At 66.5% G+C, this 12,005-nt stretch carries 10 protein-coding genes; 7 read left to right on the forward strand and 3 right to left on the reverse strand.

Translation table 11 applies throughout. From position 1 onward, the window contains the following. Nucleotides 1-183: 183 nt before the first annotated feature. Complete coding sequence (locus J1N50_RS12885) at nt 184-2,400, reverse strand: LPS-assembly protein LptD (protein WP_425516943.1); 2,217 nt, start codon at nt 2,398-2,400, stop codon at nt 184-186. Between the two features lie 208 nt (nt 2,401-2,608). Here J1N50_RS12885 and J1N50_RS12890 point away from each other — a divergent pair, with 208 nt between their 5' ends. The 3 genes from J1N50_RS12890 (at nt 2,609) to ndk (ending at nt 5,012) form a co-directional block, all read left to right on the forward strand. After that, entirely contained in the window at nt 2,609-4,054 is a 1,446-nt protein-coding gene (locus tag J1N50_RS12890) for a leucyl aminopeptidase (RefSeq protein ID WP_215354102.1), read from the forward strand. After that, nucleotides 4,054-4,503: a DNA polymerase III subunit chi gene (locus J1N50_RS12895; protein ID WP_215354105.1), complete on the forward strand. Its 450-nt coding sequence runs from the start codon at nt 4,054-4,056 to the stop codon at nt 4,501-4,503. The genes J1N50_RS12890 and J1N50_RS12895 overlap by 1 nt, the downstream gene beginning before the upstream one ends. 86 nt (nt 4,504-4,589) lie before the next feature. Beyond that, a complete protein-coding gene (ndk, locus tag J1N50_RS12900; protein ID WP_215354107.1) occupies nt 4,590-5,012 on the forward strand; it encodes a nucleoside-diphosphate kinase in 423 nt (140 codons plus the stop codon). A 168-nt stretch (nt 5,013-5,180) separates the two neighbouring features. Here the strand turns inward: ndk and purN are convergent, their stop codons facing one another. Both purN and purM read right to left on the reverse strand, forming a co-directional pair. Continuing rightward, a complete protein-coding gene (gene purN, locus J1N50_RS12905; RefSeq protein WP_215354109.1) occupies nt 5,181-6,128 on the reverse strand; it encodes a phosphoribosylglycinamide formyltransferase in 948 nt (315 codons plus the stop codon). A gap of 141 nt (nt 6,129-6,269) precedes the next feature. Then, nucleotides 6,270-7,376, reverse strand: a complete 1,107-nt coding sequence (gene purM, locus J1N50_RS12910; RefSeq protein WP_215354112.1) for a phosphoribosylformylglycinamidine cyclo-ligase — start codon at nt 7,374-7,376, stop codon at nt 6,270-6,272. Between the two features lie 85 nt (nt 7,377-7,461). Here purM and J1N50_RS12915 point away from each other — a divergent pair, with 85 nt between their 5' ends. The 4 genes from J1N50_RS12915 to J1N50_RS12930 all read left to right on the forward strand — a co-directional run. Next, complete coding sequence (locus J1N50_RS12915; protein WP_215354114.1) at nt 7,462-8,733, forward strand: heavy-metal-associated domain-containing protein; 1,272 nt, start codon at nt 7,462-7,464, stop codon at nt 8,731-8,733. Next, complete coding sequence (locus J1N50_RS12920) at nt 8,733-9,389, forward strand: HdaA/DnaA family protein (RefSeq protein WP_215354117.1); 657 nt, start codon at nt 8,733-8,735, stop codon at nt 9,387-9,389. The genes J1N50_RS12915 and J1N50_RS12920 overlap by 1 nt, the downstream gene beginning before the upstream one ends. Further along, complete coding sequence (locus J1N50_RS12925; RefSeq protein ID WP_246553471.1) at nt 9,380-11,548, forward strand: RNA degradosome polyphosphate kinase; 2,169 nt, start codon at nt 9,380-9,382, stop codon at nt 11,546-11,548. The genes J1N50_RS12920 and J1N50_RS12925 overlap by 10 nt, the downstream gene beginning before the upstream one ends. A 6-nt stretch (nt 11,549-11,554) precedes the next feature. After that, nucleotides 11,555-12,005: Ppx/GppA phosphatase family protein (locus tag J1N50_RS12930; protein WP_485113826.1), on the forward strand; the 451-nt coding region annotated here is incomplete at its 3' end.

The raw sequence follows: 12,005 nt of genomic DNA on the forward strand, positions 1-12,005 counted from the left end.
TTTCAGCATCCATGGCCGGGCCTTGCATCCGGCGCCGCGCCGAAGGAAACGGCAGACCATGGATGCTGAAACAAGTTCAGGGTGACGATGAAAGAGACGATGCAGGATATGTCAGCTTCCGGTCGATTCCCGCGATTCGATCCAGATCGACTCAAATCATAGCCAGCGCCGGCTGCCCGACGCTCAGAACCCCAGATTCCGGAATGCGATCCGGAACGAGAAGCTGTTGCCGCGTTTCGCGTCGCCGGTGTCGATGTAATCGCGGCGCCAGGTGAGGGCGATCGACAGGCAGTCGTCGTCATAGGCGATGCCGAGGCGGTGGCGGATCGGTTCGAAGCCGTCGGCCTGCGCCAGCGGGTCGTCGCTGCGGCTGGTGAGGTCGATGATCGCCGATCCGAACACCGACCAGTTTTTCGCGAAGCCGACGCGGCCGCCGACGCGCGCTTCCTCGCGGTCCTGCAGATCCTCGCCGAGCAGCAATATGTCGCGGTTGAGCCGCGAATAGCCGAGCACGGCATAGGTCGACCGGCCGCCGATCGTCGCGTCGAATTCGTTGCGGCGGATCGCCAGATTGTCCTTGTCGAGACGGAAGCGGTGCGTGAGCCGCAGGAAGCTTCTGTACGCGATAGTCGTGCGCCCGACGATGTCTGAGGTGCGGTCGGTGAGCCCGGTGCCGTCGGGGAAGAGGCTGGGCTTGTCCGACAGGCGATAGCTTTGCCCGATCATGCTGTTGATCGTGAAGCTCGGCCGGCTGTAGTTCCACTCGACGCCATAGGTGATGCGCGCGCCGTCCTCGAACCGGTCATAGCCGTTGAAGCGGTTGATCGCGAACAGGTTGCTGTCCTCGAGGTCGAAGGCGCGCGCATCCTCGTTCGGAATGTCGAGATTCTTGATCGGCGGCGTCGCGACGATCTGGACGCGCGGGGTCAGCGTCTGCGTCCCGCCCGCAAACTCGCCGACGAAGGGCCAACGCATGTCGGCAGCGACCGCCGCGATGCCGCGGCCCTGCCACCCCGACTTGCCGCGATAACCGGGGATCGCGGTCAGCAGATTTTCGTCGCTGTGATAGACGTCGCCGCGCACCAGCGCCGTGACGGTGACTTCCTGCCCAAGGCCGGTGAGCCCGCGCAAATCCCAGCGCGCGCCCGCAAAGGCGCGCTGCGTGTCCTGCCCCGACGTGCGCCCGATCGCCAATGTGTTGAGCTGCAGCTCGACCTGCCCGCCGAACAGCGGGTCGGCGAAGCGCTGGCGATAGTCGATGATCGGCAGCGCGACCGGCTGCTGCCCCTGGCTGTCGTTGCGGCGCAGCGTCTGCGTCGCCCAGCCGGCGATCGAGAGATAGCTCTGCCCGCCGATCCGTTCGAGCTCGAACGTCGAGCGCAGCCGGTCGTCGCGGCTGATGTCGTAGCGGCGCATGAAGGTGCGGTCGGTGGTGACGCGGCCCGAGAAGGACAGGCTCCACCGCGGATCGAACTGGAACTTGCCCGCGCTTTCGAAATAGCCGCGGAACCGGCGGTTGCGATCGGTCGTCGGCCCCGAGACCGGAACCGCCGCACTGTGCGTTGCAAAGCCGTTGAGGCGGAACGAGCCGACGTCGGTCAGCGCGCGGAACTCGCCCTCCAGCATCGGCGCGGCGCTGGTGTAGATGTGCGGGGTGATCGTCAGGTCGCGGTCGGGCGCGAGGCGGAGATAGTAAGGAACCGCGATCTCGAACCCGTTCGTACGGTCGAGGCGGATTTCGGGAACGAGCAGCCCGCTGCCCGCCTCCTGGTTCGCCGGATGGCTGAGGCCGGGGAGCGGGATCAGCGGCAGGCCGAAAATCTCGACGCGCGCGCCCTTGTATTTCACCTTGTTCCTTGCACGGTCATAGGTGACGCGCACGGCGCGGATCTGCCAGCTCGGATTTTTCGGGCACCCCGAATCATCCTCGACGGGGCAGGGGGTGTAGGCGGCGTTCTCCAGCTCGATATTGCCGTTGTCGAAACGCGTGCCCTTCATCGCCGCGAGGCGCGAGCCGTTGTCGAGCACGACGAGCATATTCTCGACGACGCCATCGCGCAGCGTGTCGGTCAGGACGATGCGGTCGCCATAGGCGGTATCGCCCTCTGGATTCTTGACCGCGACATTGCCCTCGGCGACGACCTCGCCGGTCTGGCGGTTCCACGTCACCTTGTCCGCGCGCATCTCGATCGCGTCGCGGTTCATCTGGACATTGCCCTCGGCGACGACAATGTCGGTCCCGTTGTCGTAATTGAGCGCATCGGCGGCGAAGCCGATCTGGTCCTCGGTCGCGGGCGCCGGGGCGTCGGCTGCGGTGGCGGGGACGGTGCGGTCCTGCAGGTCGGGCTGGGCGACCGGGGGCGTTTCGACCGTCTGCTGCGCGGCCACCGGGCATGCCATGAGCGCGGCCGTGCTCGCCGTGACGAACCACAGCGATTGCGCGCGCGACCCCCGATGGAACAAAGTCCAGCCCATTTAATCCCTTTGTCCCAGACCCTATATGGTCGCTGCCCGGCCTTGGACCGGCAGCTTTGTTTTTGCAACTCGCAAGCGAAACCCCTATCGGTCCGGCACGTTCCAATCAATCATCGCATAAGAAAGTTACCGCATGGACATCCAGTTTGTCGCGCAAATCGATGCGTCCGCCGACGTCGTCGCTTTCCCTGTCCGCAAGGGCGAGGCCGCAAAGCTCGGCGCGCTGCTCGGCGCCGCGGCGGCGCAGGCGCGCTTCGAAGGTGCGGCGGGTGCGATTGCCGAAACCGCGGCGATCGACGGCGATCAGGCGCGGCGCCTGCTGCTCGTCGGGATCGGCGACGGCACCACGCACGACCTCGAGCGCGGCGGCGCCGCGCTGACCGCGCGGCTGCAGACCAGCGGCGTCACGGCCGTGCACGTCGATTTCGCGAGCGCGGGGCAGAGCGACGAGGATGACGTGCTTGCCTTCGCGATGGGCGCACGGCTGCGCAACTGGCGGCTCGACACCTATCGCACCCGGCTTTCGGATACCGCGAAGCCCAGCCTCAAGACGATCGTGATCGCCTCGCCGGCGGGCGACCTGTCGGCGCGCTGGGGCAGCTATTCGGCGGTTGCCGACGGGGTCGCGCTGACCCAGACGCTCGTCGCCGAGCCGCCGAACATCCTCTATCCCGAAAGCTTCGTCGAACGGTGCCAGCATCTCGCCGAACTCGGCGTCGAACTCGAAGTGCTCGACGAGCGCCAGATGAAGGCGCTGGGCATGGGCGCGCTGCTGGGCGTCGCGCAGGGCTCGACGCGCCCGCCGCGGCTGCTCGCGATGCGCTGGAACGGCGGCGAGGCGGGCGAAGCCCCGGTCGTGTTCATCGGCAAGGGCGTCACCTTCGACACCGGGGGCATCAGCCTGAAGCCCGGGCCGGGCATGGACATGATGAAGTGGGACATGGGCGGCGCGGGCGCCGTCGCGGGCGCGATGAAGGCGATCGCGGGCCGCAAGGCAAAGGCGAATGTCGTCGGCGTCGTGGGCCTTGTCGAGAATATGCCCGACGGCAATGCGATGCGCCCCGGCGACGTCGTCACCACCATGTCGGGCCAGACGGTCGAGGTGCTCAACACCGACGCCGAGGGGCGCCTGGTCCTGTGCGACGCGATCACCTGGGCGCAGAAAGCCTATAATCCGAAGGTCGTCGTCGATCTCGCGACGCTGACCGGCGCGATGGTGATCTCGCTCGGCCACGAATATGCGGGGATGTTCGCCAACGACGACGAGCTGGCGGCGAAACTGGTCGAAGCGGGCGATGCAAGCGGCAACAAGCTGTGGCGTTTCCCGCTCTCGCCCGCCTATGACAAGCTGATCGACAGCCCAATTGCCGACATGAAGAATATCGGCCCGCGCGAAGGCGGATCGATCACCGCCGCGCAGTTCCTGAAGCGCTATGTGAACGAGGGCGTCGCCTGGGCGCATCTCGACATCGCGGGTATGGCATGGGGCGACAAGGACGGTCCGGTCTGGGCCAAGGGCGCGACGGGCTATGGCGTCCGCCTGCTCGACCGTTACATCGCCGACAACCACGAGGGCTGATGCCCCGCGTCGACTTCTACCGGCTGACCCGCGACCCCGTCGAACGGGTGCTGCCGGCGATTGCGACGCGAATCCTGGGGAATGGCGGCCGCCTGCTGGTGGTCGCCGCCCCGGCGATGCAGCGCCGGGCCATCGACGAGGCCTTGTGGACGCTGCAACCCGCGAGCTTCCTGCCGCACGGCAATGCCGGATCGGCCGACGAGGCGATCGAGCCGATCCTGCTCGCGGGCACGCTCGACGCCGCGCCGCCCAATGGCGCCAGCCACATCGCGCTCGCCGACGGCGAATGGCGCGACGAGGCGCTGGCGTTCGAGCGCACCTTCCTGCTCTTCGACAACAGCCGCATCGACGATGCGCGCGCGACCTGGCGCACGCTCGCGGCGCGCGACGATGTCGACAACCGTTTCTGGAAGCAGGATGAGCGCGGGCGCTGGTCCGAAGGGCCGTAGAGCCCCGGCGCTCTGTCCTTGCGAACCGGCGAAAGCGCGGCTAGAGGCGCGCGCATCGCAGAAAATACCAACGCAGGAGCTTTCCCATGGCGGTCACCCGCACCTTTTCGATCATCAAGCCCGACGCGACGCGCCGCAACATCACCGGCGCCGTCACCAAGATGCTGGAAGACGCCGGTCTGCGCGTCGTCGCGTCGAAGCGCATCCACATGACCCGCGAACAGGCCGAGGGCTTCTATGCGGTCCACAAGGATCGCCCCTTCTTTGGCGAACTCGTCGAATTCATGACCTCTGGCCCCGTCGTCGTGCAGGTGCTCGAAGGCGAGAACGCGATGCAGCGCAACCGCGACATAATGGGCGCGACCAACCCCGCCAACGCCGAGCCCGGCACGATCCGCAGGGAGCTGGCCGAGAGCATCGAGGCGAACACCGTCCACGGGTCGGACAGCGAAGAAAATGCCGCGATCGAAATCGCTTACTTCTTCAAGCCCGAAGAGATTGTCGGCTGAGCATCATTCTCTCGTCATGCTGAACTTGTTTCAGCATCCATGGGCCGGCGAAGCGGCAAGCGCTGCGCGAGATCGAAGATCCGGCCATGGAACCTGAAACAAGTTCAGGGTGACGAATAAGTGGAGCGAAATGATAGGGCCGCCGGAGCGATCCGGCGGCCCTTTTCGTCAGAATTCGTCGGCCGCGCCCATCAGCCCGGCGAGCTTCTTCGGCGCGATCGCCAGCCAGCTCTTGCGCAGCCATTCGCCGATCGCATCCCAGTCGGTGTCGCCCAAATCGAGGCGGATGCCGATCCAGCCGTCGCCGAAATAGGCGGGGCGGTAATAGCGGCCTTCGTCCATCTCGATGAGCTGCGCCTGCTCGTCGGCGCCGCTGATCTTGACCAGCAGCGCGGTCTTGCCGTCGCCATGATGGTCCTGCGTGAAATAGGCAAACTTCTTGCCCTTGACGATGTCGAAGCAGGGCATGCCGTGCGACGTCACCTCGTCGGCCTCGGGCAGCGCCATCGCGAGTTCGCGGACGCGGCCGAGCAAATAGTCGGGCGAGCGTTCGCGCGCCACGAAGGCGGCGAGAGTGGCGGGATATAGCTGATGCTCGGCAAAGCGCACCCGCTCGGCCAACGTGCCGGCGGTATCGCCGGGCACGATCGCGACCGGCGTCTGCGCCAGCACCGGCCCCTCGTCGACGCCCGGCGTCACGATATGAACGCTGCATCCACCGAACGCGTCGCCTGCGTCGATCGCCTGCTGGTGGGTGTTCAATCCGGGATATTCGGGCAGCAGGCTTGGGTGGATGTTGACCATCCTGCCCGCCCAGCGATGGACGAACGCGTCGCTCAGGATGCGCATATAGCCCGCGAGCGCGACGAATTCGGCGCCAGCTTTGCGGAGTTCTGCATCGACCAGCGCGTCGAACGCCTCGCGGGCCATGCCCTTGTGGCTGAGGCTCCACGTCGGAACGCCCTCGGCGGCGGCGATGGCGAGCCCCGGGGCATCGGGATTGTTGCTGGCGACGAGCACCAGCTCATAGGGGCAGTCGGCGGCCTTTGCGGCGTAGAGCAGCGCCGCCATATTGGTGCCGGCGCCGGAGATCAGGACGGCGACCTTGGCTTTCATGCTGATCCTCCCTGTCGCGAAGCGACGGGGAGGGGGACCGCCGCGAAGCGGTGGTGGAGGGGCCGCGGCGTTGCGCTGATCGCCCCTCCGTCAGCCCCTGCGGGGCTGCCACCTCCCCATTGCTGCGCAACAGGGAGGATATTACCCATTATGCGTGGCGCTCCATGCGCCCATCGCGCTCCATGTTTCGGCGCTGCCGCTGACCGTGCAGCCCTTCTCGCCTCCCGCGATGTGACCGATGCGGAACACCGTTTCGCCCGCGGCTTCGAGGGCGAACGTCACATCGGCGAGATCGCCCTCGGCGACGACAACCGCCATGCCGATCCCGCAGTTGAAGGTGCGCGCCATTTCCTCGGGCTCGATATTGCCCTGCGCCTGCAGGAAGGCCATCAGCCGCGGCTGCGCCCACGCGTCGGCATCGACATGCGCGTGAAGCGTTTTCGGGAGGATGCGCGGGATATTCTCGAGCAGCCCGCCGCCGGTGATATGCGCCAGCGCGTGGATCTTGCCCGTCTTCACCAGCGGGAGCAGGCTCTTCACATAGATGCGCGTCGGCGCCATCAGCGCGTCGATCAGCAGCACGGTCTGGTCGAACAGGGCAGGGCGGTCGAGTTTCCAGCCCTTGTCGGCTGCAAGGCGGCGCACGAGCGAGAAGCCGTTCGAATGGACGCCCGACGACGCGAGGCCGAGGATGACGTCACCGGCGGCGACCTTGTCGGCGGTCAGCACCTGGTCGCGCTCGACTGCGCCGACGCAGAAACCCGCGAGGTCGTAATCGCCGTCCGAATACATGCCCGGCATTTCTGCGGTCTCGCCGCCGATCAGCGCGCAACCCGCCTGCTTGCACCCTTCGGCAATGCTCGCGACGACGTCGGTCGCGACCGCGTTGTCGAGTTTGCCCGTGGCATAATAATCGAGGAAAAACAGCGGCTCGGCGCCCTGCACGATCAGGTCGTTGGCGCACATGGCGACAAGGTCGATGCCGACGCCGTCGTGCTTGCCCGATTCGATCGCGAGCTTGAGCTTGGTGCCAACCCCGTCGTTTGCCGCGACGAGCAAAGGATCGGTGAACCCGGCGGCCTTGAGGTCGAAGAAACCGCCGAACCCGCCAAGGTCGGCGTCGGCGCCGGGACGGCGCGTCGCCCGGGCGAGCGGGGCGATGGCGCGGACCAGCGCATTGCCGGTCTCGATCGAGACGCCGGCCTCTGCATAAGTGTAGCTGGCGGGTTTGTTCTGCTTGGAATCCATGGCCAGCGCGCCTAACGCTTCCGGCCGACAATTGCCATGATTTCCTTGTCCGCGCCCATGCTTTTGGGCAGAGCATAGAGAAGATATGACTGCCGCCGCTTTCCCCCGTACCGCATCCGGCTTCTCGCTCCGCTCGCTCGCCCCGCGTGACTGGCGCTGGCCGGCGCTCTTCGGCCTGTTCTGTGCGATTCTGCTGGCGGGGATCGTCGAGGGGCAGATCAGCCGCGGCGACCGCGGCATCACCCCGATCAACAGCAGCGGCGACTTTCTGGCGAGCGGGATCGCGGTCGACGTCATCGGCGACAATGCCGACGACGCCCGTGAAAAGGGCTGGCGCGAGGCGCAGCGCAAGGGCTGGGCGCAGCTCTACAAGCGGATCAACGGTTCGGACGGACCCGCGCTCGGCGATTCGGTTCTCGACGGCATCGTCACCGCAATCGTCGTCGAGGAGGAACAGATCGGTCCGCGCCGCTATGTCGCGAAACTCGGCGTCCAGTTCGACCGCGTGCGCGCAGGGCAGATCCTGGGCGTCAGCGGCCGCACGCTGCGCTCGCCGCCGCTCCTCGTCATCCCCGTCTATTCGGTCGACGGCATCCAGCAGGTGTTCGAACAGCGCAGCGCCTGGCAGCGCGCCTGGGCCGAATATAACACCGGGCAAAGCGCGATCGACTATGTCCGCACCGCGGGCACCGGCGCCGATACCCTGCTGCTCAATGCGGGGCAAACCGGCCGTCGCAGCCGCGTCTGGTGGCGCGTGATCCTCGACCAATATGGCGCCGCCGACGTGCTGATCCCGATCGCCCGGGTCGAGTACAGCTATCCCGGCGGCCCGATCAAAGGCTATTTTGCGGCCCGCTTCGGCCCGGACAACAAGCTGATCGGCACCTTCACCATGACCGGCCCGAGCCCCGCGGCGCTTCCCGACATGATGCAGAAGGCGGTGGCGCGGATGGATTCGATCTATACCGACGCGCTTGCCGAAGGCGTGCTGCGCACCGACACCTACCTCGTGCTCGAAAAGCCGGTCGAAAAGGAAGACCTGCCCGAGGAGACGGCGGGCGACGAGGCCTTGCCGATCGAAACCGACGGCAGCACGACGACGGCGACGCCAGCGGCGGGCATCCAGAGCTTCACGGTCCAGTACAACTCGCCCGACGTCGATTCGGTGTCGGCGACCGAACGCGCGGTCGCGGGCGTCGCGGGCGTCCAGTCGGCCTCGACGACCAGCCTCGCGCTCGGCGGCATGTCCGTGATGCGGGTGACCTTCCGCGGCGACCTGGCGGCGCTGAAGGCGGCGCTCGCGGCGCGCGGTTTCAATGTCCAGGAAGGCGGCGGCCAGCTCAGGATCAGTCGCTGATGTCGGCGCGTCCGGGACAATTCGCGCTGCCGCTCGACTGGAGCGCCGGCGGTTCGAACGACGGTCCGCTGATCGTCGGCGCGAGCAATGCCGATGCGGTGCGTTACCTTCGCCATGTCGCGACCTGGCCGGTGCGCACCGCCGTACTGACCGGCCCGCGCGGTTCGGGGCGCAGCCTGATGGGGCGGCTCTTCGCGCGCGAAACCGGCGGACGCGTGATCGACGGGCACGACAGCGTGTCGGAGGAAGAGATTTTCCATGCGTGGAATGCCGCGCAGGCGTCGGACACGCCGCTGCTCATCATCGCCGATGCGCCGCCGTGCGAATGGGGGATCAGGCTCCCCGACCTCGCGTCGCGGCTCCGCGCGGTCCCGGTGCTTGCCATCGGCGAGCCCGACGACTGCCTGGCGCGCGACCTGATCGAGGCGCTGTTCGCGCAGCGCGGCATGGCGTTGGCGCCCGGGGTCGCTTCCTATATCGTGCCGCGGATGGAACGCAGCTATGCCATGATCCATCGCGTCGTCGCTGCGCTCGATGCGGCGTCGCTCGAAAAGGGACGCGGCGTTAGCGTTCGTCTTACGCGTGAAACATTACTGTCACAGGGGCTGATCGATCCCGATCTCCTCGAACGACAGGATGGAAATACATGTCGATAGCTGGCGGCCCTCTGCGTGCGGACAATGACGCCGATACGGCGGGTCCGAGTTTTGGCCCCGAGCGTTTCTTCAATCGCGAGCTTTCGTGGCTCGCCTTCAACCGGCGGGTGATGGAGGAGGCGCGCAATCCGGCGCATCCGCTGCTCGAACGGCTCCGCTTCCTGTCGATCTCGGGCAGCAACCTCGACGAATTCTTCATGGTCCGCGTCGCGGGCCTGAAGGGCCAGCAACTCCAGGGGATCGACGATCCATCGGCCGACGGCCGCTCGCCGGGACAGCAGCTCGCCGAGATCGAGGCCGAGGTGAACCGCCTCGTCGATCAACAGCAGAGCGAATGGCAGCAGTTGCACCGGCTGCTCGCCGAACAGGGAATCGTCGTCCATGGCGCCGGCTCCGATGTCGAGAAGCTGCGCCGCGCACTCCGCCAATATTTCCTCGACCAGATCTTCCCGATCCTCACCCCGCAGGTGCTCGACCCCGCGCACCCGTTCCCTTTCATCCCGAACCGCGGCGTCGGCGTGATCTTCGATCTCCAGCGCAAGGCGACCGGCGACACGGTGCGCGAACTGGTGATGATCCCGGCCTCGCTGGCGCGCTTTGTGCCGGTGCCGGGCGAGCCCGGCGGCTTTGTGCCGATCGAATATCTGATCGAGATTTTCGGCGACCTCGTCTTTCCGGGCTTCTCGATCCGGGCGATCGGCGTCTTTCGCATCATCCGCGACAGCGACATCGAAATCGAGGAAGAGGCCGAGGATCTGGTGCGGCTGTTCCGCACCGCGATCCGCCGCCGCCGACGCGGCCGCGTGATCTTGCTCGAGCTCGAGGCCGACATGCCGGCCGATCTCGCCGCCGTCCTCAATGCCGACATCCAGGGGCATGAGGCGATTGTCGCCAAGATCGGCGGCTTCGTCGGGCTCGCCGCGCTGTCGGCACTCGTCGATGTCGATCGCCCCGACCTCAAATTCCCGGCCTATTCGGCGCGTTTCCCCGAACGCATCCGCGAACATGGCGGCGATTGCTTCGCCGCGATCCGGAGCAAGGACATTCTCGTCCACCATCCTTATGAGAGCTTCGACGTCGTGCTCTCCTTCCTGCGCCAGGCCGCGGCCGATCCCGACGTCGTCGCGATCAAGCAGACGCTCTATCGCGCCGGCAACCAGTCGCCGGTGATCCGCGCGCTGATCGAAGCGGCCGAGGCGGGCAAGTCGGTGACGGCGGTCGTCGAGCTCAAGGCGCGTTTCGACGAGGAACAGAATCTCCTCTGGGCGAACCAGCTCGAACGCGCCGGGGTGCAGGTCGTGTACGGCTTCATCGAGTGGAAGACGCACGCGAAAATCTCGATGGTCGTGCGCCGCGAAGGGCAGGGGTATCGCACCTACTGTCACTTCGGCACCGGCAATTACCATCCGATTACGGCGCGCATCTACACCGATTTGAGCTTCTTCACCGCCGATCCGCGCGCGGGGCGCGATGCGGCGCAGCTGTTCAATTACATCACCGGCTATGTCGAGCCCGAACGGCTGGAGATGGTGACGATGTCGCCGCTCAACATGCGCGCGCACCTGAGCGAACTGATCGATGCCGAAATCGCGGCGGCGAAAGACGGGCGCCCGTCGGGCCTGTGGGCAAAGATGAACAGCCTCGTCGACCCCGACATCATCGACAAGCTCTATGAGGCGAGCGCGGCCGGGGTGCCGATCGAACTGATCGTGCGCGGCATCTGTTGCCTGCGTCCCGGTGTCCGTGGGCTATCCGAAACGATCCGGGTCAAGTCGATCGTCGGCCGCTTCCTCGAACATAGCCGCATCTGGGCTTTCGCGAACGGCGCGCGCCTGCCGCATAGCGGCGCCAAGCTCTATATCTCCAGCGCCGACTGGATGCCGAGAAACTTCGACCGCCGCGTCGAATATATGATCCCGATCGAGAATCCGACCGTCCACGACCAGATACTGGATCAGGTGCTCGTCGCGAACCTGATCGACAACGAGCAGAGCTGGGTGCTGCAGCCCGATGGTACGTACAGGCGGTTGGCGCCCGGCGACAAGCCCTTCAATCTGCATCATTATTTTATGAACAACCCGTCGCTCTCGGGCCGCGGCACGGCGCTTCACAAGCGTCATGACGTCCCGACGCTCGACTTTCCCATGCGCGAGGCGTGACCGGTTTTGGGGCAGGCACGCACTTCCAGACAGGCCATCCACCGCTCCGCGGTGATCGACATCGGGTCCAACTCGGTCCGCATCGTCGTCTATGAAGGCCCCGCCCGCGCGCCCGCGGTGATCTTCAACGAGAAGGTCGCGGCCGGCCTTGGCCGCGGGCTGTCGATCGACGGCCGCATCGCCGCCGAGGATGCCGAGCGCGGCCTGGTCGCGCTGCGCCGCTATGCCCTGCTCGCGAAGCATATGGAGGTGAACGACCTGCAATGCGTCGCGACCGCCGCGGTCCGCGACGCGGCGAACGGTCCGGCGTTCATTGCGGCGGCCGCCGAAGCGGGGCTGAATATCCGTCTGCTGTCGGGCGAAGAGGAGGCCGAAGCGGCGGGCTATGGCGTGCTGTCGGCGATCCCCGACGCGCGCGGGATCGCCGTCGACCTTGGCGGCGGCAGTCTTGAACTCG

The sequence above is a fragment of the Sphingopyxis soli genome (assembly GCF_018682675.1).
Taxonomy (GTDB): Bacteria; Pseudomonadota; Alphaproteobacteria; order Sphingomonadales; family Sphingomonadaceae; genus Sphingopyxis; species Sphingopyxis soli.